We start from the raw sequence: 23722 nt of genomic DNA, 5'->3' as shown, positions 1-23722 counted from the left end.
GGAAGGAGAAATAATGATTTGGTGATCTGATCATTGAGAGAAGGAAAAGTTCAAATCTTTTGTTCAACAAAGCCGTTTGGGTGTTGACTGGAAGTTGATAGCACTTGTAGCCGTTAACATTAACAATTTGAAATGCTTGATATTGAGAGAGTTTCATCTGTATCCATTTTTCTTGTAGTAAAAAGAATATAGATGAATGGTAGTAAAATGTCGCTTTATGCCTTTTGACACAAAGCCGCGTATTTACCGTTTACCAGTTTGAGCAAATCTTGCGGTGCTAATTCAATTTCCAAACCTCGTCGACCGGCACTAACAAAAATGCTGCTTTGCTGCTGCGCGCTATCATCAATAAAGGTTTTTAAGCGTTTCTTCTGACCTAGCGGGCTCACGCCACCAAGCACGTAGCCTGTGGCGCGTTCCACTTCAGCAGGCTCTGCCATATTGGCTTTTTTCGCCCCCGCAGCTTTGGCGATTTGTTTCATACTCAATTTTTCCGAGACCGGAATAATGCCCACTGCGAGGGTCTCTGCATCCAGTTTCACCACGAGGGTCTTAAATACTTGGTGAACATCTAAGCCAAGCTTTTCGACGGCTTCAAGTCCGTAGGATTCGCTAGCAGTGTCGTGCGTGTATTCGTGTACGCTGTGTGCAACCTTGGCTTTTTTGGCTAAGTTGATAGCGGGCGTCATCGCAATTCCTCGAGTTATTATATTCGGAACGCGCAGTGTATTATGCGCGCCCAGATTTTTCATCCTTGAAAAAAGTATGCTTGGTGAAATAAAAAGCAGGTCCAATTCTTTGGGTAGAATTTACCACCACGTTGCATAAAGCGCTGAGAGAATAACCACACAGCCGACCGTTGCCAGATTAAACACTCTGCTAGAAGCAAACTGAATATCGTGCAGTGCTACCGCCTTTTCTTCGCCGTTATCGCCAGTGGTTAACGACACCACCACGCCCAAAATCATACAAGCAATGAACACCATGCCAACGCGATCAATAAACGGTAGTTCTGGCCACCAAATTTTTAGTAAAAAAGACAGCACTGCCGAGGTGAGCGCTGCGACTAAAGCACCATTAGCATTCGCTTTTTTCCAGAACAAACCAAGAAAGAATATCGCGACAATACCGGGGGTGAAAAAGCCAGTAAATTCTTGAATATACTGGAATGCTTGGTCGAATTGATTTAATAGCGGCTCAGCAACGACCAAAGCAATACATAACGCCACAAGGCTTACCATCCGGCCAATATTCACATAGTGACGCTGGCTTTTATTGGGCGCGATATGCGTGTAAATATCCATTGTGAAAATAGTCGAAATACTGTTGGTCATCGATGCCACAGAAGACACAATGGCGGCCACTAACGCGGCAAATACTAAACCTTTTAATCCGCTTGGCATTAAACTCATCATTTCTGGGTAAGCTTGGTCGGGAGCCGATAGATTAGGATGCATCACCACCGCGGCAATGCCCGGTAATACCACAATAATTGGCATGAATAACTTAATATAAGCGGCAAACGCTATGCCTTTATGCGCCTCATCCAAGCTTTTGGCTGCAAGCGCGCGTTGAATAATATATTGGTTACATCCCCAATAAGACAAGTTCATGACCCACATGCCGCCAACTAATACCGAAAGTCCCGGCAAGCTCATATAATGCGGGTTATCTTTGCTTAAAATCATGTCGAATTTTTCTGGGATGGTATTGGTAAGGTGGGAGAATCCAGCAATGGCGCCTTGACCATTACTGATGTGGTCCAAGGCCAGATACGATAATAGCAGCCCGCCTGCAACCAGTAAGGTGACTTGAATAATATCGGTCATTGCCACTGCTTTTAAGCCGCCATAGAGCGAATAGGCAATGGAAAATACGGCTAAGAAGATCATACCAAACATGGGGTCGAAACCGGCAACAGTGTTAATGGCTAAGCCGCCAAGCCACAGCACGCCGGTCAAGTTAACCAACACATAAACACCTAGCCAGAATATTGCCATGATGGTGCGTACTCGGCTATCGAAGCGCTGTTCCAAAAACTGCGGCATGGTATAGATTTCGCGCTTTAAGAAGATGGGCAAAAAGTATTTGCCAACAATAATTAACGTAATCGCTGCCATCCACTCGTAAGACGCAATAGCAAGCCCCAGCGCATAGCCTGAGCCAGACATACCAATTATCTGTTCTGCGGAAATATTAGCTGCAATTAGTGATGCACCAATGGCCCACCAAGGTAGGGATTTGCCAGCTAAGAAATAGTCATTGGTATCGCGCTCATGGTCTTTTCTTTCGTTGCGTGAAACCCAAGCCGCTATTATCAATAAGCCAATCACATAAACAACAAAAATGGAGGAGTCTAGTTGGGTTAATTGCATAATGTATTTCGTCTCGTTTACGTATTTTTATTGAGTGCTAAGTCAATCTGAACTAATGCGATTTTTTCAGGATAATCTGATTAGACCCGCGTTTTTCGTATTGAATGTTAAAGTTTTCTTGTAATGCGGCGAGCAACGCTTCTACATCTTGTGGTTTAAACACACCGACAATTTGTGTTTGCGCCAGCGCGGCATCCGTAATTTCAAAGTTAACAGAGCTGTAACGGCTCATTTCTGCTAATGCTTGTTGCAAGGACTCGCCTCTAAACGTTAGGACTCCTTGTTGCCACGACAGTATGGCGTCTATATCTGCTTGTGCCACGCTTTCAATGGTTTGTTGGGGAGCGCTAAGCAGGCTCTTTTCACCTTTATTGAGGCTTAAAGAAGTGTCGGGCAGTCGAACGTTAGCAGGTTCTTCTGGTGTTTTCTCCGCAACACGCACCGTGCCTTCTGTGACTAACAGGGCTAGCTTTTCGTTGTAAAATGCTACATTAAACGCTGTGCCAACAGCTTGAATGATTTTGCCTCCAGCATGTACGCTAAGCGGACGCGTTTTATCGTGGGCCACGTCAATATGAAGCTCGCCATATTGCAATTCGAGTATTCGCTGCTGGTTCGTGAAGGTTACGTTAACGCGACTATTGGTATTTAAGGTGAGGATGCTGCCATCGGATAACGTGCGCGATAAGGTTTCCCCGATTGCTGTTTGTACCCTTTCTTGATGCATTACCACCGGTGCTTGTTTTGAAGTATCACCGTAATAAACATAGCCGCCAGTCAGTGCCAATAAGCTAAAAAATAAAACGGAAGCCGCCGCTGCGAAAAAACCTGAACCGGTGGTGCGTTGCGTTGATGCTGTTGACTTTACCGATTCTGTTGTTTGAGGTGATTGCGCATAGTTTGTTGAACGATGCTGATGCGCTGATGGATTGTTGAATTCTGGGCAAACATCGGCAAGGCGGCTTAGTACGTCGAGTTTGTCCCAAAGTGTTGCCATGTTAAGTAGAACATCGGCATGCTGAGGCTGTTGCATCCACATTTGAAAAGCGCGCTGTTCGCTGGTTGAAAGCCCTCTGTCGAGTTTTGCTATCCATTCACTGGCTTGATCTAGCACATCGTCAGGTTGTTTTAGTTTCACCACATTATTCATTTGAATGCCTCTTTTACCCGACTTTCATTCGTGCCTGCACCCTGTGTTTGCATCATGTATTGGGTACACTTTTTGATGCCCATCGCAATGTGTTTTTCTACGGTGCTTTCTGTAATTTGCATGGTTTTGGCAATTTCCTTTTGGCTGTAGCCATATACTTTTTTCAGCACGAAAGCTTTACGACATTGAACCGGTAAGAAGCGAACCGACTCACAAAAATGTTCGAATTCTTGTTGCGAAACAACGGTTTTAAAGGTGCTGTCTTCAGCGTTGTCATGAGAGCCATTAAACGAGTCAGAAAGGCTTTCATCGCTGTCATCAACGGCATCGGCAAGTCGTGTCTCGGCTTTTTTTAAGTGATCGAGCGCCAAGTTTTTTGCCGTTCGGTACAGGAACGACCTAGGCTCCAATATGGTTTGAGGTGCTTCAATTTGGCACAAACGCACATAGGTTTCTTGAACGATGTCTTCCACTTCTTTTGGTGGCACGATGCGTGACACCATTTTCATCACGCCTTTACGGGCTGTCATGTATGTGTCGTGAATTTTGTTATCCATTTTATCTTTTGTAACTATTTGGATTGCAACCGCGAAGTAAGACGAACAGCAACGTATTTTCCTCTATAAAAAAGTATTTTTCATTAAAAATATTTTCACATTTGGCGCTATGAGCATTGCTAATAAACAAATAAGGGTTGTTAAATTTTCGTAAAAGCAAGAATATAGCCCGATTGCAATTCACGTGGTTATCATGCTTTAAAAGATAATGAATAAAGCAAAAAACAGGCTTCAACTGATTGGTGTGCTTGGTTTAATTGGCACAAACACTTTGATGGCGACATGTGATGCTGCGTCATTGCTAAAATCGTCGTTAAAGCCTTTGCAGCATGGGGCTTCTCATGAAAGAAAGGTTGATTTTAATATTCAACCTCAACGGGTTCATGAAGCCTTAATTCAGTTTGCGAAACAAGCCAATCTCACCATTGTATTTCCTATTCATCGGGTCGAAAACACATCTACCGGGTTGTTACATGGCCGTTATAGCGTGCAAGAAGCCATTAATATTTTGCTTTCACATACCAACTTGAAAGCCAAAATTAGCGATAATGGGCGCATTACCTTACGTGTGATAAAAGAGATTGATGAAGGCTTATTTTTTGACAAGGTTGAAGGGTTGCTGAAAGCGAGTGAAGAAGCCTTAGTGACTCGTTCAGCGCAACAAGAAGCGGCTAAAATCGAGCAGATTACGGTTCGTGGGTTACGCGCCAGTGTGCGCCAATCGGTTTATATTAAGCGCGAGTCGGATAGCGTGGTAGATGCGATTCAAGCCTTAGATATTGGTAAATTCCCCGATCAGAATTTAGCAGAGTCGTTGCAACGGGTCTCTGGTGTGTCGATTGATCGTGCTGAAGGTGAAGGGCAGTTTGTGACGGTGCGAGGTTTCGGGCCGCAATTTAATAAGGTGCTCATCAATGGGCGGCAAATGGCAACGGATAACCAAGGGCGAGAGTTTAGCTTCGATACCATCGCCTCGGAAATGGTGTCGGGCGTTAAAATTTATAAAACCACGAATGCAACGCAGCAATCCGGTGGTATTGGTTCAACCATCAATATTGAAACGGCAAAGCCACTGGCGCATCATGACGCGCGTTTTGTGGGCAGTGTTAAGCAACAATACGATTCCAATAGTCACGCCTTTTCTCCGCAGTATGCCGCGCTGATAAGTAATAGTTTTTTTCAGCATCGTTTAGGGGTTTTGGCATCGTTTTCCCAGCAAAAGAGGGAGGCGAGAATAGATGAAGCGCAAATCGACGGTTGGTTATTAAACACCGCAGTGCCGCCATCTGAACTGACGAATTCGGCACAAAACTTATTTGTTCCGCGTAATTATGATCAGCGTGTGCGCTTTGATGAGCGAACCCGAAGAGGTGGCACGGTGGTGCTGCAATATCGTCCAGATGATCAGCTTGATATGACATTTGATTATTTGCAAACCGAGTTCGATGTAAAGACCGAAGCAACCTCAATGGGACATTGGTTTACTTCGAGTAATTTGGAGTCGGTCTTGGCCGATGAAAATGGCACAGCGGTTGCCTTCGAGCAAAACGTTGGTCATGCCACAGATTTTCATGCCAGAACCTTCGACCGTCCAGCAACGCTTAGTGCATCAGGTATTAATGTAAATTGGCAAGCCACGCCTTCGTTAGATGTCGAGTTAGATTGGTCTTTATCGGAAGCGTATTTGCGCGACAAAAACGGTGCCGCCAATGCGCTCTCGTTAATTGGTTTTTTGAATCGCTCGGAGTTTGACCATACCGCAGGTAATATTCTGCCGTCGATAAGTGGTTTTCAGGCTGTTGAGTTTGATGCGGCTTCGGGAAACCATTATTTGGACCCGCACAATGGCCGCGCTCATGTTATGTTGCGTCGAGGTTGGAATATTCGCGATAAAGTTGAGCAGTTAAGGGTGGCAGCAAGCCTTGATATTGCTCAATCGAGCCTGTTTGGAGGTTTATTAGCAGGCGTTGTGGAATTAACCCAACTCGATTTCGGGGTGCGACTGGCGCAACAAAATAAACGTAACGAACGGCGCGATAATGAAGCTAACGCTCGCCACTGCGCTTTTTGTGGTTATTTTAGTGAGCCCGATATACCTAACGACTTTCAGTCAGTATTTTTAGCTGGAGAGGGTTTTTTAGCGGGCATTAGTGGACATGAGAATATTCCCAACATCTGGTTACGTCACGATGGTGAGCAACTCTTTCGATATTTAGAACAAGTCGGCGATGTCGATCTTGATGCCGTTACGCGAGGTAATTCTTTTGATCTTCAAGAGCAAACCCTCGCAAGTTACATTGACCTTGTGTTTAATCGTACTTTTTCTCACAGTGACTTGAGCGGACACTTGGGCGTTCGTTATGAGCAAACCAATACGCGAATGACTGGCTTTAACGAACGCTTGTTAGACTTGGTGATTTTGGATCAAACGGAGTTGGGGCAAGTAACCGGAACCAGCATTGCTGTAGAAAATCGCCATCATTATTACAATTGGCTACCTAGCTTGAGTGTGAAGCTAGAGATAGGAGACGATTGGGTGGCGCGGGGGGCGATATCGAAAAGTATTACCCGTCCTACCATCATGCAACTCTCCCCAAGCATTGCTTTGAATACCACACGCCAAGGTGGTGATTTGCGCGCTAGTGCCGGTAATCCGTATTTACAGCCGTTTGAGTCGCGTAACCTTGATGTGTCGTTGGAGTATTACTACGGCCACGATAGTTATGTGTCGTTGGGGTATTTCTTAAAAGATGTGAAGAATTTCATTATTCAAACTTTAGAGCCTTTTACCTTTGATGGTGTGAAAGACCCAAGCACTGGCAGCGACCCAAACGCGGCAGATCCCCAAGATGAACTTGCTATCTTTGATTTAACTCGCCCAAAAAATGGGGAGCGGGCCAGAGTGGATGGCGTTGAGTTGAGTTTACTGCATACCTTTGGGCAATCCGGTTTTGGTGTGATTGCTAACATGACTCTGGTTGATAGCAATGCGGAGCTTGATCGCGCAGATGTGAATGAAACCTTTGCGTTAACAGGGTTAAGTCATTCTGAAAACATGGTGCTTTACTATGAAAAAGACGCATGGCAATGGCGCGTTGCTTATAATCACCGCGATGGTTTTTTGCAGTCGTTGGCACAAAGCCAAAGTGCAGAGCCCACTTTTGTGGCAGCGTATCAACAATGGGATATGAGCGTGAGTTATCAACTTAACGATAATATTTCGGTGTTTGTAGAAGGCATTAATCTGACGGACGAAGATGTGTGGAAACATGGACGATACCGCAATCAGTTATTGCGTGTTCAAGACACCGGAAGCCGCTATACATTGGGCCTAAGAGGCCACTTCTAAATACCAGTTTGGTGCTAACCTTTATTCAAAATCCAAACAGGCATTAAGCGTTAACCTTCCATTTTCTGGACAACTCGATAAGCTTTTTTCTGCGTAAATACAGCCAGAATGTAGCACATTAGCGGGATACAAAATGCAGGTGTTAAATTGCGCCGACTCACAGTGAATCTGTTCGAATAACGGCGTTGAAGCATTAATATAAGCCGCTTCAGGAAAGCCTTCTGTGCTGGCTTGGGTTTGTAAGCTTTTCATATACATTTTTGCTCGGCTGTCGGTGATATATTCGAAGCCGGTTTTCTTGTGCCGATAAAATGCGGTGCCGCCTTTATCTTGTTTAAACAAATAACTCACTAACGCAAATTGGCGTGAACTTGTGCTATCGAAATGTGGAATACGTTGAATCGGCAATAACTGTGCTGGCGCTGTGTTGGTTAGGGAAAAGGCACAAAAAGGAATGCTCACGGATTTGCTCACCGGAATATCTAGCGTGCTAAAATGCTCGGATAAATGCGCTTGTAACAAGGTACTCAGCGCTTGACTGAGTGCTTGTTGAAAATCCGTTGACAGCGGTTTGCGAAGTCCCGGATAAAAGTCGTTAGGATCATCTTTGAACCCAACATGTTGGGATTTGTCATCGTCTTCACTTTGGGCCAGTGCAATGAGCGCTTCAGGTTCGGCCCAGCAATCACGAATAACGATTAACGGTTGCTGTTCTTGCCCGATTCGTTTTAGCGCTACTTGGCATTGAGGGTTGATGCGTGTTGGGATCATAACGTGGCAGCCTGAAACCATTTAGCCCCTTGTTCAATGCGTTGATTCTTTTTGTTGATCAACGAATAAATATGGCTGGTGGAAGCAATGAGGGTGTAAATCGGGCTTAAGTAGTGTTTTTGTTTCAGCAGGATAAGTTGTGCATCGCTTATTTGCGCTAGCTTTTCTTCGTCGATGCTATACAAACCGTTGACCTTGTGGCTGCTGCCATCGGCAAGGGTGATCTCTAGGGCGATTGCTGTAATCAGTTGCATATCAAGTAAGGTGGCAATGAAATCGTGGGTTTGTTGCTCTCCTTGGAGCAATTGCACTAATCGGTTTTGTTGGGCTTGTAAATAAGACGTAGCTTCGCCAGTCTCATTAAATAAAGGCTCCTGCGTTTCGTTGTGATTTGGCGCTGAATGTGTGTTTGTGGATGCCTGAGAAATGACGCTGGCATGGCTTTCATTTATGCACATTACTAGGTTTTGAGCTTGCTCAGAGGAGCTATTATCGGCGCTGACAGCTTGGTTATCATGACCTAAAAAGAATGGCTGACGGGCTAATTGCAACGGAATATAAATGCTTTGCCATTGGCCTTTTTCATAAAACAGGTTTTCGCCTTCTTCCAGTCCCATGAGGGCAGAACACATAAACTCACCAGTATCCCCATTTTTGCTGAAAACAATGGGATAACTCACCACCAGTTTCATAAACTCGCTGAGCACTACAGGTACAAGGTGCAAGTCAGCGCCTTCGGCTTCGGCAAGTTGGGTATCGATATGAAGGTGTTGGTGTTGCTTGTTGTTAAGAGCGACCAATTTAGCCATGATATTCCTCTTGTTTTTATAGTTGTTGTAAACCGTATTCACGGATTTTATTGAGTAATTCGCGGTTGCTAGGCAGTTTGGCGACAACCTGTGCAATGTTTTGTTGATTGAGTTGGAATTGCGTGTTGGCGAATTCGGTTTGCGTTAATGTGTGTTGTATTGGCGCTAAGTCAGACTCAAACCCCATGCCGTATAATACGTATTGATAACTTGCTGCGGGAAAGACTTCGTTGTTGCTGGTGAAGTCGTGATCGTAGGGCGGGTGATAACGCCACAGTTGCATTAATTCGTTCAAGCTATCGGGAATGCTGGCAGGGTCGGTGTTGTCTTGCCAAAATGCGGAGTCGGTGCGTTGGGTGAGCACATAATGCAATTTAAGGAAATCGATGATGCGATCCCAGCGGTACAAAAAGGTGCTGTTAAAGCGTTTGGCGACAATATCCATCACTTCACGCCGCGCAGGTAATTGTTGTGCAATCATTTCTGCGGAAAGTTCAATTAACACCAATGCCGATGCTTCCAGCGGCTCTAGAAAACCCGCAGCTAAGCCAACCGCGACAACATTATTTTTCCAAAATTGCTGTCGATGCCCGCTTTGGATAGGAATATGGCGCACGGATAAGTCTTTAAATTGTGGGCCAACATACGTTGCTAATGCGTCCATTGCTGCGGCTTCGCTACTGTGATGACTGGAGTAGACGTAACCCACACCTCGACGATGTTGCAAGCCAATATCCCATATCCACCCTGCGTTTTGGCCCGTGGATATGGTGTGGCTGGCGATGGGGGCGTTGTCGGTAGCATAAGGCACTTGTACCGCGATAGCGTTGTCAATAAAGAGTACGTCGTTGCAAGGTTTAAAGGGAACACCCAAATGTTCTCCTAATAAGAGGGACTTGAAGCCGCTGCAATCAACAAACAGATCACCTTCAATGCTCCCTTGTTGTTGCGTGATCACCGCGGCAACGTCGCCATTGACAGCGCTTTTAACGTTTATCACATCGCCTAAAATGTGCTCTACACCTAATACTTGCGTGCATTGTCGTTGTAGTAATTGCGCGAACTTTCCTGCATCAAGATGATAGGCATAGTTGGCTATGGCGCTAAATTCTGGTGTGCGAATACTCTTTGGTGCTAAGCCTTGTTCACATAACGCTTCTTGGAAGCAAACGGCATCCGAAAAAGACTTACCGATTTGGTGTTTTTGCATTTGCCAATAAGGCGCAATGTTTCCTTTGGTAAAACCTTGGGGCAATATCAACGGATGATAATAGAAGTCATCTTCTGCTCCTGTGACCCACTTGGCGAATTTGGCCCCTTGTTTAAAGCTGGCGTCGCATTCGCGGATAAAGTCGGTTTCGCTAATGCCCAATTGAATTAGGGTGTTGCGCATGGTGGGCCATGTGCCTTCTCCTACGCCGATAATGGGAACATTGGGTGATTCGATAAGCTTTACCTTAATGTCACCTTGTTTGGCGTTGTGCTGCGCGGCGATTCTGCCTGCGGTTATCCAACCGGCTGCGCCACCACCCACAACCACTACGGTTTTTATACTATTACTCATAAGGTGTTCTTCTTTTTCGCGTTTTAATGTTGCTCTGTAGGTATGTAGGTAAAACGAAAATCAAGGTCGCCGGAATCTTACCTTAGCGACCTTGCTACGTTGTGTTCGCTTTAGAAGCTACCGCGAACGCCCACAGCCCAGCGTCGACCGCTGTCTTCTGCTAGGAGCAAATGATTGCTGTATCGACCGCGCTTATGCACAAATTCTTCGGTAAGGTTGATACCTTCGAAGAAGACAGTGAGGTTGTCGGTAATGTCGTAACTGCCGCTGATATCCAACTGCTCGTAATCTTCAACAATGGTTGGGCCATTGCCCTGAACCTGTGTGAGTGATTGCACAAACTCATCACGCCAGTTCCACGCCAAACGAATTTGGAATGGACCATTTTCATAAAAGCCGACAAGGTTTAAGGAGTCACTTAATCCCGTTAGCGCGAAAACTTGGTTGATGTCGTCTGGGTCTAAGTCGGCATCGCTATCAACATAGGTGGCGTTGGTGATAAAACCAAAGCCAGAGTCGAAAGTGTGCTGCCATGCAAGCTCGAATCCGTCTACGCTGGCGTCTTCTCCATTGCTTGGTAAGACGTTAGTAAACGACGCTACTTCACCTGTGGAAGGGTCGATAACGGGGTTTCCGTTACTGTCGGTAAAAGTAATTTGAGTTTGCCCGTTAACAATAAAGTTCGACACTTCTTTTTTGAAGTAACCTGCTGAGGCATAGCTGGCATCGCCGTAATACCATTCTGCTGATACATCGAAGTTGTCGGATTTAAAAGGTCGTAGCGAAGCATTACCTGAGAAGGAGCGCAAGTCGCCGCCTTGTCGGCTGGTGGTGATAACCACTGCTGGTGACATGCTTTCTAGCGTTGGGCGAGTTAGGGTTTGCGAGGCCGCCATACGGAAGATGAGGTCGTCGGTGAATTCCCATTTAATGCTCACATTTGGCAAGGTGACATCGTAATCTGAGCTTTCATCAATAATTTGCGGTGTTCCATAGTTTTGATTTAATTCAGTGGCATCAAGCACAGTGAGCGATTCTAAAGCTGCTTGTGTGCCTGACACATCCACATCGGTTTTTTCCATTCTCACGCCTGCGGAAATGTAGATGGGGCTGTTTGCTAAGTCGCCAACAAAATCAAATTCCAAATAAGCGGAGATAATTTCTTCTTCTATTTCAAACGAGTTGTCGCGACGAATTGCATCAAAGCTTTGTCCAGCAATTTGTTCTAGGAAGGCAAATTGTGCTTCGCCATCGTGAGCTAACCATTGTGTTGGCATACGACCACTGCCACTAATGCTGCTTAAGAAGTCGTTTCCTGCATCAAAAATGTATTGCATATCGGCAGGAATGGCTGGCGCGTCGGGATAGCCGCAGAATAGGCAATGCACACCGGTGTCGTTATCCCATCGAGTAAGCTCTTTTTCTTCTTTGGAATATTGCATCCCGAATTTGGCTTTGACTAGGCCGGTATCTTGGCCTTCGTCCCACTCGCCATCTATTTTGAATTGCGAGACTTCATCTTCAATTTCCCAACCACGGCGCAACATTACATGAGCACGGCTGTTGGCCGTATCTAGGAAGTCACTCACGCCATCGGGAGTAAGAGTGGGGTCGTATCCGGGGAACCCATCAGGAGAGGTGGCGAATGCGCCTTCGATCTCTTGTTGTCCGCTGTAAATATTCGGGTTGGCTTCGGCGAACATGCTGGCAAATGGCAAAATATTGTCATCCACTTGGAAGCGCACGCGGTTAGCGTAGCCAATTAACGAAAGTTGGTTTTCACCGCCATTATTCGCTTCGCGTTCTGCCTCGGAAACGTGCGCATCGAAGGTGAGGTTGAGGTTATCGTTCACCTGCCATTCTAAGTTTAGGCCAAAGTCTGTGGTTTCGGTTAAACGATCGAATGTTTTCGAGTGCATGTCGGTGGCTAAACCAACTTCTTGGTAGAGGTCGACAATCGTTCCGTTGGCATCAACCGTTGGCGCACGACGATTACCGTTTTCATCGAATAAGCTGCCATCATCGCCAACGCCTTGAATATTGGGGGCGGTAAACCAGTGTCCGTAAGAGGTCGCGTCAGTTTCTATGTCAAAGTCAGAATACAGGACATCGGCGGTAATGGTAATGTCATCGCTTGCAGCGTACTGGAAAACGAGGTTGGCATTGGTGCGTTTTCTGTCTTCGAAGGTGACTTTATGATCGTAATTTCGCGGCGAGAAGATGTTGCCTTCCCACGCTTCACCGCTTTGTGTTTGCGGATTTGGAATGCCGACGTTTTCTAGCCAACCATCAATTTGTGCTTGGTTTAAGCGTGTGTCCCGTTCTTGATGGGAAACCGCTAACAATACGCCGAAGCGGTCGTCATCGAAGGTGTTGCTGATAAGGCCAGATACTTGCGGTGTTGTTTCGTCGCTGTTGTCATCAAACACCCCTTTTACGCTTCCCGCTATTTTAAATCCATCGATGCTAAATGGGCGAGCAGTACGGATGTTAATGGTGGAACCAATGCCGCCGGACTGCATTGTGGCGGTTGAGGTTTTGTGTACATCTAAACTGTTTACCAGTTCAGAGGCGATGGTGTCGAAGCTAAAGGCGCGTGAGTTATTTTCTGAGGCAATTTGACGGCCATTCACTAATACTGTGTTAAATTCCGGGCCGAATCCACGCACGGTAATAAGCTGACCTTCACCGCCCGAACGGTCGATGGAAACACCGGTGATACGCTGTAATGATTCGGCGAGGTTGGTGTCGGGGAATTTACCAATGTCTTCAGCAGAAATGGCATCAACAACGCCGCCAGATTCGCGTTTTACGTCCATTGCGCGCGCCATACTGGCGCGGATGCCTTTAACTTGAATGAGTTCATATTCTTGGTTTTCGTTGGCTTGCTCTTGAGCTTGAACGCCTTGCGAGCTTGCCATTGAGGCCATAATGGCGATGACAGCTGTCGATAGTTTCGTTCGCGTGTGCATTTTCATTTTGGGTCCTGGATGATTTTTATTGTCAATACGCTGCTTGGTTGGTTTGTTCTGGTTAAGCAACGCGTTTGCGTGATGGCGACGCGCTTCAATATGGCGTTTTCATCGCGGTAAGCTTGAAGACGAAAGGGGAGGGGAAATCCGCTATAAGAAGTTTACATTTTTTTTACAATGTGGATGGGATGGAATTATTAATCGAACAAGGTATGAATGCTGATCCCCCGATAATGGGGTAGAGCCTATTCGAAAGGTCGTTGTTAGGGGAGTGAGGCATAAAGAAAAAACGCCAGTCTTGGACTGGCGCTTAAATGGCTGGGGTAGCTGGATTTGAACCAACGAATGGCGGGATCAAAACCCGCTGCCTTACCGCTTGGCTATACCCCAATAGAAGTACCAATTAGCATATTGGATTTTAAATAAGTGGCTGGGGTAGCTGGATTTGAACCAACGAATGGCGGGATCAAAACCCGCTGCCTTACCGCTTGGCTATACCCCAACAAATAAATGGTGCGGAAGGAGAGACTCGAACTCTCACGCCGTGAAGCACTGGAACCTAAATCCAGCGTGTCTACCAATTTCACCACTTCCGCAAAATCCTGGTGGCTAAGGCGGGACTCGAACCTGCGACCCCATCATTATGAGTGATGTGCTCTAACCAGCTGAGCTACTTAGCCATTTATTTGGTTACTCGCCTTGAGTTGGTGCGTATTATGCTTATCTCCCCTATAAGCGTCAACCGCTTTTTTTAATATTTTTGCTGTTTGAACATATAGCAATCAAATTATTATTCATTCGTTCAAGAAATACGCATTTTAGATGATTTTGACCTATTTTTACGGTCATTTCGTATCCAACTTTTATCATTAATAAAATAGATTCTTAAAAAGAAGTTGCGATTAACACTGTTAAACGGGGAGGGTTTTTGTTGACCTGTAACGTTCATTCAATCAACAGGCTTCTTAATTTTCTAAAATATAGAATTTAAAAAGTGTTTATTTGCAATTTTTATTCGATTCTATCTCATTTAAAGTGATTGTGAGTTTATCAAGGAGATTTAACCATGAAAAAATTATTAGTTGTGTATTCGAGTTTGAATGGTTTAGACGGGAATTCCTCAAAACTAGCCAGACAATTTGTCAATCAGTTTAATCACAACCTTGACTGTGAAATAGAGACCCTGAATCTCATTGATGAGAACTTGCCGCATTTAACTAGCGAAGAAATGCAGGCATGGATGGTAGAACCAGAACAGCGGACTGAGCATCAAGCCGCACTTGCAGCAGTATCCGACGCGTATATTGAGCAAGTAAAGAAGGCCGATGTCATTGTGATAGCGTCCCCTATGTATAATTTTGGTATCCCAAGTATATTGAAAGCATGGTTTGACCGTGTTGCCAGAGCCGGCGTAACGTTCCGCTATACCGAAAATGGCCCCGTTGGTTTACTAGGCGATAAAAAAGTGTATGTGGCTAGTGCCAGAGGTGGCATTTATCAGGGAACAGAAAACGACGTACAAACGCCTTATTTATCTAAATTCCTTGGTTTTATTGGCATTGATGATGTCGAGTTTATTTACGCCGAAGGATTAAACATGGGAGAAGAAGCCGCAAAATCTGGCTGGGACGAATCGTCTAAAAAAATTATTGAACTAATTGAGAAATAGAGTGACTAAATTAATGCAGTTAGCAAATCCTGTCTTACTTCATCCCTAGTAAGACTATTCAGCTAAAGTGTGTTCCAAGTTGAGTGTGCTTATTGCCCCGTTAAGTTAACGGGGCTTTTTTTATGCTGCAAATAACGAAATCATTAAAGAGCAAGCGCTTTAGTGACATCTTCGATAAAGTCTTCGTCCGTTGGCTTTGTCAGCGAACTGTAAGATTCCACAATATTGCCATTCTTATCCATTAAATATTTATAGAAGTTCCATTTTGGCGTTGTGCCGGATTTTTTCGCTAACATTCTATATAACGGATCGACATCTTCGCCTCTAACCGCTAATGGCTCAAACATAGGAAATTCGACGCCATAGGTTAGTTGGCATAATTCCGCTGTTTTTCCTTCGCTTTCATCTTCCTGATTAAAATCATGGGACGGGAAGCCTAGAATCACTAATCCTTTGTCTTTGTATTGAGAGTATAGCGCTTCGAGTCCTTTAAATTGAGGAGTGAATCCACAATAGCTTGCTGTGTTAACGAACAGCACGGTTTTTCCGTTGTAAGCTTCACACAAATTAACCACTTCCTGAGAGTTAAGTTTACGTTTGGCAAACTTCAATAAATCAGGGCATTGGTTGGCAAATGCAGTGCTAGAAAACAACAGTGTTGCTGCTAGAATGAAACGACGTTTAAACATGGTTAATCTCATTATTTTTTATTACTAATACTTAAGTAACTACACTACGTTTAGTGTCGTTAAAGGTTCAATTTGTATCGTGTTTTACACAGTATGCGTTGAATATAAACCAAAAATCGTTGGTCCGCATTGTAAAGACAAGCATTCAGCGTTTAAATAGTGCGACTTTAAATTTTGATGCTGTTCTACACTAAATATGAAATGCAAAGCATCGTCTGTTTCATCCTCAACACTTTAAAGCTTATTAACTAAAAGAGATATTGTTAATGTCCTATTATGCCACTAGAAAGTTTTTCTTTGGCTTGGCTACTGTTGGTTTAATTGCTTGCAGCAGCACGGCCTCGGAGCCCAAACAGGCTACTTCCTCCCTCGCTTCAAACATTTATACGCCCGTGGTGGCGACGAATACTCAAAGCAACATCACCATTACGCTTGAGAAGATTATGTCTGACCCTGATTGGATTGGTCGTCAGCCAGAACAAGCTTATTGGGGAGATGATAGTCAGAGCGTATACTTTTCTCGCAAACAAAAAGGGTCGGTGGTGAGAGATCGCTTCCGTATTGATTTAACCCAAGAATTGGCCTCGCCTGCTAAAGTTGCCTTAACTGTGCTTCAGCATCAAGATTACGCAAGTCGCGTGCTGAATGCCGATAAATCCCAAGCGGCATGGATATCCGATGGCGATGTATTCGTTAAAGATTTGGGTTCAGGTGATATTCGCCAATATACCAAAGGTATTTCCGGCATTTCTCAATTACAGTTTTTATTAAGCGGTGAGTTGGCCTATTTTAGTGGCGACAACGTTTACAGCATTAACCTTGAAAGTGGCTTGGTGTCGCTTATTGGCGGCTGGAAATTTGCCGAAAAGCCGACCCCAGTAAAACCGCCTAAAGACTATATAGCCGAAGAACAACAAAAGCTCATTGGCTACATTCAAACGAAAAGACGCCAAGCAACGCAATGGTTTAACCAACAGAATGCGGTAAACGATGCCACAGGAAAACCACAGCATATTTATTTGAAAAAAGGCTACGAAACGGTACAAGCGAAGCTGTCTCCAAATGGTAAACAAGCCATTGTGATGCTGCGGGAAGATAAAGAGCGCCGCACCAAAACCGACATCATGCCCCACTATATTCAAGAAGATGGACGAATAGCCGCGATAGATGCAAGACGTCGCGTAGCCGATGCAGAGCCGGTAAATCATGAATTGTGGTTATTGGATTTGGAAAACACCGAGGCTCATGAATTAAGCTTTGAAACGCTACCGGGTTATAACGACGATGTACTCGCCTCAGTAAAAGCGGAAAACGCTAATGCTCAAGGTAAGAAATACGAGAAGAATCGATTGCCTCGCCATATTCATTTGCAAATGAATTGGGAAGCAGGTGTCGATGAAATTCTTTGGAATAAAGCCGGTACACAAGCGGCGATTATGCTTGAAGCATGGGATAACAAAGATCGCTGGTTAGTCACAGTGGACTTCGATAAAAACGCTCTTGTGACACAACATCGTTTACATGATGACGCGTGGATCAATTACCGCTTCAACGCTTTTGGTTGGATGAACCATTCCGACACGCTTTACTATTTATCGGAAGAGTCGGGTTACGCCAATCTGTACACGAAACCCTTAAAAGGCAAGTCGAAAGCATTAGTGACAGGCGAGTTTGAGGTAAATGCGTTAACACTCACCGCAAACGATGGCTACATCTATTACCAAGCCAATAAAGTGCATCCGGGTATGTATGAAATCTATCGGGTCGATGTGAATACGGGGCAATCTGAGCGTTTAACGCAATTATTAGGCAACACGCAATACACCCTAAGCCCAGACGAAACGCAACTCATGCTAGAGCATTCGAAAGTAACAATGCCACCCGAGTTGTATGTGCAAGCGGCCCAGCCTAACGCCAGCGCCAAGCGGATTACGCATACGGTTAGCGACGAATTCCTTGCTATGCCTTGGACAGCACCCGACATCGTTCCGGTTGAGTCCAGTCATGTTGAAAAGCCGGTTTATGCGCGTGTGTATCGCCCTAAAGTAACAGGTGGTAATTCAGCAGAAAAACATCGTGCGGTGATTTTCAATCACGGCGCTGGCTACCTGCAAAATTCTCATTTAGGTTGGTCTGGGTATTTCAGAGAATTTATGTTCCACAGCATGCTTGCACAACAAGGTTATGTGGTCATGGACATGGATTATCGCGCATCAGCCGGTTACGGTAGAGATTGGCGAACGGCGATTTATCGTCATATGGGCAAGCCTGAAATTGACGATTTAGAAGACGGTGTAAATTGGTTAGTGAAAAATGCCAATGTTGATCGTCAGCGTATTGGAACTTACGGTGGCTCATACGGCGGTTTCATGACCTTTATGGCACTGTTTACCAAGCCAGAATTGTTCCAAGCAGGTGCCGCTCTTCGACCTGTTTCTGATTGGGCGCACTATAATGAGCAATACACATCGAATATTTTGAACACGCCCGAAGTTGACCCTATTGCTTACGAGCGTAGTTCTCCCATTTATTTTGCAGAAGGTTTACAGAAACCATTGCTCATTAATGCGCCAATGGTGGATGACAACGTATTTTTCGTGGATGTGGTACGCCTTGTACAGCGAATGATAGAGCTAGAGAAGCAAAACTTTGAAACGGCGATTTACCCTGTAGAGCCACATGGGTTTGTGCAACCAAGTTCTTGGTTGGACGAATATCGTCGAATCTATAAGCTGTTTGAAGAAAACCTATAATGGCTGAGCCGTTTTAGTAAAAAGAGTTCAAATACAAAACAAAAAGCGCGAGTCAGTTATTAACCTGCTCGCGCTTTTTAATAGGCGATTAGAAAACCAATCAAGATACGTTATTTAACGCGCATTCCCGGCTGCGCACCTTCATGTGGCTCTAAAATCCATAAATCTTTACCACCCGGTCCTGCGGCTAACACCATGCCTTCCGACATACCAAAGCGCATTTTTCTTGGCGCTAAGTTGGCAACCATCACGGTAAGCTTGCCTTCTAAGTCTTCCGGCTGATAGGCAGACTTAATACCCGCAAACACTTGGCGAGTTTCGCCGCCAATATCCAGTTGTAACTTCAACAATTTATCGGCTTTTTCAACGTGTTCGGCTTTTACAATTTTCGCGATACGCAAATCGACCTTGGCAAAATCATCGAAGGTGATTTCATCAGAAATAGGATCGTCAGCTAATGGGCCTGAAACGGGTTTCGCCGAGGCTTGCGCTGCTTTTAAATCTTCTTTTGAAGCGTCAATCATGGCGTTCACCTTGTCCATTTCAACACGCTGCAACAAGGCTTTAAACTTGTTAATTTGATGATTATTCAACAAAGTTTGGGCGCTGTTCCATGTGAGCGAGTCATTCAAAAATTGCTCCGACTTCTCTAACAAGGTTGGCAACACTGGCGCTAAATACGTCATTAGAATTCTAAAGGCATTAATGCCAACTGAGCATACTTCCTGTGTATAGGCTTGTTTTTCTGGATCTTTAATCGTGACCCAAGGTGCCTCGTTGTCGATATATTGATTTGCCTTGTCGGCTAAGGTCATGATTTCGCGAATAGCACGGCTGTATTGACGCGATTCAAACGCTGTGGCAATACTCTCTGAAGCCGTTTGCATTTCTGTTAACACTGGCGGCAATGTTTCAGGTAAACGTAACGTGCCTTCAAACTTCTTGCTGATAAAGCCGGCACAACGACTGGCGATATTCACCACTTTGCCCACTAAATCGGAATTCACTTTTTGTACGAAGTCTTCAAAGTTAAGGTCGATGTCGGTCACGCCATCGCTTAATTTAGAAGCAAAATAGTAACGCAGGTAATCCGGTTCTAAATGCTCAGCGTAAGTTTGCGCTTTAATAAAGGTGCCTTTCGACTTCGACATTTTCGCGCCGTTTACGGTCACAAATCCATGCACATTCACGCCTGTAGGTTTTCTATAGCCAGCGCCTTCAAGCACAGCAGGCCAGAACAAACAGTGGAAATAAGTGATGTCTTTACCGATAAAATGATAAACCTCGGCGTCTGAATCTGCTTTCCAATAACTATCGAAATCGATGTTATGCTTATCGCAGTAATTTTTGAAGCTCGCCAAGTAACCTACTGGCGCATCAACCCAGACATAGAAAAACTTATTCGGCGCCCCGGGAATTTCAAAACCAAAATAAGGTGCATCGCGGCTGATGTCCCACTGCTGCAACCCTTGCTCAAACCACTCTTGTAATTTGTTAGCAATTTCGGGTTGTACATTACCGCCGTTCAACCATGCTTGAAGTGAATCCTCAAACTGTGGCAAATCAAAGAAGTAATGCTCGGAATCTTTTAATACGGGCGTTGCACCAGAAATCACTGACTGCGGATTCTTTAACTCGGTTGGTATATATGTTGCGCCGCAGACATCGCAGTTGTCGCCATTTTGGTCGGGGGCATCGCATTTAGGGCATGTACCTTTTACAAACCGATCTGGCAAAAACATTTGTTTTTCGGGGTCAAATAATTGGCTGATGGTACGCTGGGATATATAGCCATTGGCTTTAAGCGATTCATAAATGCCAGAGCACAACTCACGGTTTTCCTGAGAATGTGTGTTGTGATAATTGTGATAGTGCACATCAAAAGTGGCTAAATCGGCCTGATGCTCGGCTTGCGTTTTTTGTACCATTTCTTCTGGGGTAATACCCAGTTCCTGCGCTTTTAACATCACAGGCGTGCCGTGGGCATCATCAGCACAAACGGCATAACACTCGTTGCCACGCGTGGTTTGAAATCTTGACCAAATGTCGGTTTGTATATGCTCTAAAAGATGGCCAAGGTGGATAGAACCATTGGCGTAGGGCAGAGCGCTGGTAATCAGAATTTTGCGTGCTGTTTCCGGCATTTCTTTCTTCAGTTTCTTGCTAAATTTTAAAGGGGCTGATAGTACCCAAAAATGGGGCTATTTGCATCCGCTATATTTACGCAACATTTACGCGACACCAGCGCATTTTTATTGTCTGAATGAATTTTATGTAAGTAATAGTTGAAGCCATAAAAAAGCCCGCAGATAATAGCGACCGCTTATGTGAGGAACTTAAAATGCGACTTTGTGATAAAGACATCATTAAACATTTAAATGACGGTAAAATTAAAATCTCTCCTATGCCGGAAGAGTCCATGGTGAGTGGCTTAACCGTTGATATTCGCTTGGGTAATAAGTTTCGTGTTTTTCAAGATTATGCGGCACCTTACATCGATTTAAGCGGTAAAAAACCCGATATAGAAGCGGCTTTGCAATCCGTAATGAGTGATGAAATTGCCATTGAAGAGGGCAAAGCCTTTTTCTTACATCCCGGCCAATTGGCGCTCGCTATGACGCTGGAGTCGGTTTCGTTACCTGCTAACATTGTGGGCTGGCTTGATGGACGCTCGTCGTTAGCGCGACTTGGATTAATGGTGCATGTTACCGCACACCGCATTGATCCGGGTTGGGACGGCAACATTGTGTTAGAGTTTTTCAACAGCGGAAAACTACCGCTAGCACTGCGACCCAACATGAAAATCGGCGCATTAAGCTTTGAATTACTGTCGGATTTTGCAGAAAGACCATACAACGCGCGCGTTGATGCGAAATATCGAGGGCAAGACGGCGCTATTGCCAGCCGAATTAGCGCCGATGGGGCGGAGGACTAATCCCCCCAAAGACGCGTTCTCAAAACAACAAACTCGACAAACCAAGCAGCACTCAAACGGTGCTGAGTAATTTCGAACAATATCTTGCCCTACCGAATTAATAATAAGCGTTTTTCATCAACAGTTTGCTTAGAGATTAAGCAAACAATGCCAAGGATGGGATTTCTCGTTGCAAAACGCCCAAAATTAAGTAAACTTTGCGCCCTCAAGTTAAGCGTTCAAATTAATGTTCGCTTGAGCGTCCAACGGATGGATAAACTTGGTCGGTCGGTGTGTAGCGCAGCTTGGTAGCGCACTGTCATGGGGTGTCAGGGGTCGGAGGTTCAAATCCTCTCACACCGACCATTTAATTTCTTTTAAATCAGTCTGTTACCCCATGGTTATGATTGCCTATTTTTTCTTGCAGCCTATTCGCAGCCTTATCACAGCCTATATACAGTAACTCAAAAATTCGTTTTTCTCGTCTGAAAGCCGCATTCTATCTGCATAATTTTCTATTTTTAGTGCAGCCTAAATACAGTATTAAAAGACCTTAAGCTCAGCAGCGGGAACCCGTGTCCATTCCACATGATTCTCAGTATAAATTTCTGTTGTTTTTTCGTTAGCGTGAGCCATTCGGGCACTAGGACTTACGCCGATGTCTTTAAACATTTTTGCCGCAAGAGCACGAATTTCATGGAAGGTTGGCCGCTCTTTTTTATCTAAGTGATTATAGAGCCCTAAGTCATCTCTTAAGTCACTAAATGCACGACTTAAGTATTTAGAACTTAATTGAAAAGGGTGATCGCAACCTTCGCCTATTTGGCTTCTATACCGTCCAGCGCGATGAACTACATAAGGGCAAGCCAGTTTATCGGAACGGCCCTTATCAATGGTGTTTTTAATGGCTTGAGTAATGGGGATTTCAACATAAGAGGACTCAAGCTTTTGCACTTTTTGACGGTGTATTCTCATGATGCCGTAAACCACTAAGCCATTCGACATCGTTGGAACATCATACATTGCACAGTCAGTATATTTTATACGTGAAATTTCTAACGAGGCATGAGTGGTTTGAATAGCCAGCTCCATTGCAACTTGCAAATACAAATCCGCTTGTTCATGAATTTTGCGGTAATTATCAAGCGTTAAGCGTTGACGAGATTTTTCATCTTTCTTCTTGGTTTTCTTGCGCTCAGCATAATTAACTTCCATTGCCGATTCATCAATCAAATAATCAAACACCTTTTTAAGAAAGGATATTTTGCGGTTGTAAACGTTATTACTTTTTCCTTCGGCAAATTTGGCTAAGTAGTCGTTAACAAATTCTAGATCTATGGATTTTGTATAAACATCGCCACCAAATTCACTAAGTCGCTCACAGTCTTTTTCAAATGTTGACCAAGCGTTATTTCCCAGATTTTCCTCTGCTTTAACTCTTTTTTTAACGACCGAAAGCCATGCTTTTAATGGTTTGTTGTACCTATCACCTTTTTCTAAAAGCTTTATAGCAGGGTTACGATGCTCACGGTTAAAAACGGTACATGCTTCAATAGCATCATGGCGTGTCGTTTCCTGAGGAAACCAAAACTCGTTCCCATTGGGATAACGATAAACAAAATATTTAACACCTCGGCTCGTTTTAACTCTCAACCCTTGTGGCAAGTCTCTATTCTCTGGTTTACGTTGTCGTGGAGCCATGATTAACCTGCTTTAAGCTTCATCATTTGAACGAGTTTATCCGCATTGCTTTTTGGGGTTGAAGTAACCCATATTTTATAAGTTCCCCCCGGCGTTTTTTCTATTTTAGTATTGTCTGGCATTCTATTGGCTCTAATCCAATTTATGACTGTAGTTCCCGTTACTCCATAGAATTCTTTTCCATATTTTGCGGGTGTGTAAGGTTGATTTTCTAGCATCGTTATCACCTTATTAGTGTTTTATTTCTATCCTCAAACTGCCGTTAACCTCGCTCAAACACCCAGCACTTAACACTTTTGGATGTGCTGTAAGTATTGGGTTTATGGGCAATAGCAGAGTTAACGTTTTTAATTTCGATGAACTTTCGGCTGCGTGACGATTTCAAATGCTTTTTTAAATCGCTAAGTAGCGGAATTTGCTGTTTGGCTTCTGATGCCAGCGTCACGAAG

General features: G+C 44.5%; 17 protein-coding genes and 5 tRNA genes. 5 read left to right on the top strand and 17 right to left on the bottom strand.

The features are described from left to right. Positions 1-215 precede the first annotated feature (215 nt). The 4 genes from ybaK to HJG39_RS18095 form a co-directional block, all read right to left on the bottom strand. Entirely contained in the window at positions 216-689 is a 474-nt protein-coding gene (ybaK, locus tag HJG39_RS18110; protein ID WP_268411670.1) for a Cys-tRNA(Pro) deacylase, read from the bottom strand. 120 nt (positions 690-809) lie between these two features. Then, positions 810-2375: a sodium/sugar symporter gene (locus HJG39_RS18105; RefSeq protein WP_268411668.1), complete on the bottom strand. Its 1566-nt coding sequence runs from the start codon at positions 2373-2375 to the stop codon at positions 810-812. Between the two features lie 52 nt (positions 2376-2427). Then, positions 2428-3525 carry a FecR family protein gene (locus tag HJG39_RS18100; RefSeq protein WP_268411667.1) on the bottom strand — a complete coding sequence of 366 codons (1098 nt, stop codon included), beginning with the start codon at positions 3523-3525 and terminating at the stop codon, positions 2428-2430. Next, positions 3522-4082, bottom strand: coding sequence for an RNA polymerase sigma factor (locus HJG39_RS18095; RefSeq protein ID WP_268411665.1), 561 nt, complete (start codon positions 4080-4082; stop codon positions 3522-3524). The genes HJG39_RS18100 and HJG39_RS18095 overlap by 4 nt, the downstream gene beginning before the upstream one ends. Before the next feature lie 208 nt (positions 4083-4290). On the opposite strand from HJG39_RS18095, the gene HJG39_RS18090 reads away from it, so the two are divergent. Then, the gene (locus tag HJG39_RS18090) at positions 4291-7431 is read left to right on the top strand and encodes a TonB-dependent receptor (RefSeq protein WP_268411663.1); all 3141 of its coding nucleotides are present in this window, start codon (positions 4291-4293) and stop codon (positions 7429-7431) included. A gap of 21 nt (positions 7432-7452) precedes the next feature. Here the strand turns inward: HJG39_RS18090 and HJG39_RS18085 are convergent, their stop codons facing one another. The 8 genes from HJG39_RS18085 to HJG39_RS18050 form a co-directional block, all read right to left on the bottom strand. Beyond that, positions 7453-8202 (bottom strand): DUF6445 family protein, encoded by a 750-nt coding sequence (locus tag HJG39_RS18085; RefSeq protein ID WP_268411661.1) that lies wholly within the window; start codon positions 8200-8202, stop codon positions 7453-7455. Further along, a complete protein-coding gene (locus HJG39_RS18080) occupies positions 8199-9011 on the bottom strand; it encodes a SapC family protein (protein ID WP_268411660.1) in 813 nt (270 codons plus the stop codon). Before HJG39_RS18080 ends, HJG39_RS18085 begins: the two co-directional genes overlap by 4 nt. A gap of 16 nt (positions 9012-9027) precedes the next feature. After that, positions 9028-10575 (bottom strand): tryptophan halogenase family protein, encoded by a 1548-nt coding sequence (locus HJG39_RS18075; protein WP_268411659.1) that lies wholly within the window; start codon positions 10573-10575, stop codon positions 9028-9030. A 110-nt stretch (positions 10576-10685) separates the two neighbouring features. Next, positions 10686-13547: a TonB-dependent receptor gene (locus HJG39_RS18070; protein ID WP_268411672.1), complete on the bottom strand. Its 2862-nt coding sequence runs from the start codon at positions 13545-13547 to the stop codon at positions 10686-10688. Between the two features lie 315 nt (positions 13548-13862). Next, positions 13863-13937: transfer RNA gene (locus tag HJG39_RS18065), tRNA-Gln, on the bottom strand. 37 nt (positions 13938-13974) lie between these two features. Continuing rightward, a tRNA-Gln gene (locus tag HJG39_RS18060) sits at positions 13975-14049 on the bottom strand. Positions 14050-14058: 9 nt separating this feature from the next. After that, a tRNA-Leu gene (locus tag HJG39_RS18055) sits at positions 14059-14143 on the bottom strand. 7 nt (positions 14144-14150) lie between these two features. Beyond that, positions 14151-14227: transfer RNA gene (locus tag HJG39_RS18050), tRNA-Met, on the bottom strand. Between the two features lie 386 nt (positions 14228-14613). Here HJG39_RS18050 and HJG39_RS18045 point away from each other — a divergent pair. Further along, complete coding sequence (locus tag HJG39_RS18045) at positions 14614-15216, top strand: FMN-dependent NADH-azoreductase (protein ID WP_268411658.1); 603 nt, start codon at positions 14614-14616, stop codon at positions 15214-15216. A 143-nt stretch (positions 15217-15359) separates the two neighbouring features. On the opposite strand, the gene HJG39_RS18040 is transcribed toward HJG39_RS18045, so the two are convergent. Continuing rightward, positions 15360-15905, bottom strand: a complete 546-nt coding sequence (locus tag HJG39_RS18040; protein ID WP_268411657.1) for a glutathione peroxidase — start codon at positions 15903-15905, stop codon at positions 15360-15362. Positions 15906-16171: 266 nt separating this feature from the next. Between HJG39_RS18040 and HJG39_RS18035 the strand changes: the two genes are divergently transcribed. Next, on the top strand, positions 16172-18658 hold the full coding sequence (locus tag HJG39_RS18035) for a S9 family peptidase (protein WP_268411655.1): 2487 nt from the start codon (positions 16172-16174) through the stop codon (positions 18656-18658). Between the two features lie 110 nt (positions 18659-18768). Here the strand turns inward: HJG39_RS18035 and metG are convergent, their stop codons facing one another. Beyond that, on the bottom strand, positions 18769-20802 hold the full coding sequence (gene metG / locus HJG39_RS18030; RefSeq protein WP_268411654.1) for a methionine--tRNA ligase: 2034 nt from the start codon (positions 20800-20802) through the stop codon (positions 18769-18771). Positions 20803-20999: 197 nt separating this feature from the next. Here metG and dcd point away from each other — a divergent pair, with 197 nt between their 5' ends. After that, entirely contained in the window at positions 21000-21593 is a 594-nt protein-coding gene (gene dcd / locus HJG39_RS18025; RefSeq protein WP_268411652.1) for a dCTP deaminase, read from the top strand. 268 nt (positions 21594-21861) lie between these two features. Further along, positions 21862-21938: transfer RNA gene (locus HJG39_RS18020), tRNA-Pro, on the top strand. 177 nt (positions 21939-22115) lie between these two features. Here HJG39_RS18020 and HJG39_RS18015 read toward each other — a convergent pair. The 3 genes from HJG39_RS18015 to HJG39_RS18005 all read right to left on the bottom strand — a co-directional run. Continuing rightward, entirely contained in the window at positions 22116-23273 is a 1158-nt protein-coding gene (locus HJG39_RS18015) for an integrase (RefSeq protein ID WP_268411651.1), read from the bottom strand. 2 nt (positions 23274-23275) lie between these two features. Next, positions 23276-23491 (bottom strand): hypothetical protein, encoded by a 216-nt coding sequence (locus HJG39_RS18010; RefSeq protein ID WP_268411649.1) that lies wholly within the window; start codon positions 23489-23491, stop codon positions 23276-23278. Between the two features lie 44 nt (positions 23492-23535). Next, a partial coding sequence (locus tag HJG39_RS18005) for a hypothetical protein (protein ID WP_268411648.1) occupies positions 23536-23722 on the bottom strand: 187 nt, incomplete at its 5' end.

Source organism: Alteromonas sp. a30, assembly GCF_026788005.1.
In the GTDB taxonomy this organism is placed as follows: domain Bacteria; phylum Pseudomonadota; class Gammaproteobacteria; order Enterobacterales; family Alteromonadaceae; genus Paraneptunicella.
Note: the sequence above shows the minus strand (reverse complement) of the source record. Positions and strands in the feature narration are given on the sequence as shown.

What these genes read in the sequence shown, in the direction of transcription:
- HJG39_RS18085 (WP_268411661.1), bottom strand. Translation starts at nt 8,202, where the DNA reads ATGATCCCAACACGCATCAACCCTCAATGCCAAGTAGCGCTAAAACGA.
- HJG39_RS18090 (WP_268411663.1), top strand. Translation starts at nt 4,291, where the DNA reads ATGAATAAAGCAAAAAACAGGCTTCAACTGATTGGTGTGCTTGGTTTA.
- HJG39_RS18075 (WP_268411659.1), bottom strand. Translation starts at nt 10,575, where the DNA reads ATGAGTAATAGTATAAAAACCGTAGTGGTTGTGGGTGGTGGCGCAGCC.
- HJG39_RS18095 (WP_268411665.1), bottom strand. Translation starts at nt 4,082, where the DNA reads ATGGATAACAAAATTCACGACACATACATGACAGCCCGTAAAGGCGTG.
- HJG39_RS18080 (WP_268411660.1), bottom strand. Translation starts at nt 9,011, where the DNA reads ATGGCTAAATTGGTCGCTCTTAACAACAAGCAACACCAACACCTTCAT.
- HJG39_RS18070 (WP_268411672.1), bottom strand. Translation starts at nt 13,547, where the DNA reads ATGCACACGCGAACGAAACTATCGACAGCTGTCATCGCCATTATGGCC.
- dcd (WP_268411652.1), top strand. Translation starts at nt 21,000, where the DNA reads ATGCGACTTTGTGATAAAGACATCATTAAACATTTAAATGACGGTAAA.
- metG (WP_268411654.1), bottom strand. Translation starts at nt 20,802, where the DNA reads ATGCCGGAAACAGCACGCAAAATTCTGATTACCAGCGCTCTGCCCTAC.
- HJG39_RS18040 (WP_268411657.1), bottom strand. Translation starts at nt 15,905, where the DNA reads ATGTTTAAACGTCGTTTCATTCTAGCAGCAACACTGTTGTTTTCTAGC.
- HJG39_RS18015 (WP_268411651.1), bottom strand. Translation starts at nt 23,273, where the DNA reads ATGGCTCCACGACAACGTAAACCAGAGAATAGAGACTTGCCACAAGGG.
- HJG39_RS18045 (WP_268411658.1), top strand. Translation starts at nt 14,614, where the DNA reads ATGAAAAAATTATTAGTTGTGTATTCGAGTTTGAATGGTTTAGACGGG.
- HJG39_RS18010 (WP_268411649.1), bottom strand. Translation starts at nt 23,491, where the DNA reads ATGCTAGAAAATCAACCTTACACACCCGCAAAATATGGAAAAGAATTC.
- HJG39_RS18035 (WP_268411655.1), top strand. Translation starts at nt 16,172, where the DNA reads ATGTCCTATTATGCCACTAGAAAGTTTTTCTTTGGCTTGGCTACTGTT.
- HJG39_RS18105 (WP_268411668.1), bottom strand. Translation starts at nt 2,375, where the DNA reads ATGCAATTAACCCAACTAGACTCCTCCATTTTTGTTGTTTATGTGATT.
- HJG39_RS18100 (WP_268411667.1), bottom strand. Translation starts at nt 3,525, where the DNA reads ATGAATAATGTGGTGAAACTAAAACAACCTGACGATGTGCTAGATCAA.
- ybaK (WP_268411670.1), bottom strand. Translation starts at nt 689, where the DNA reads ATGACGCCCGCTATCAACTTAGCCAAAAAAGCCAAGGTTGCACACAGC.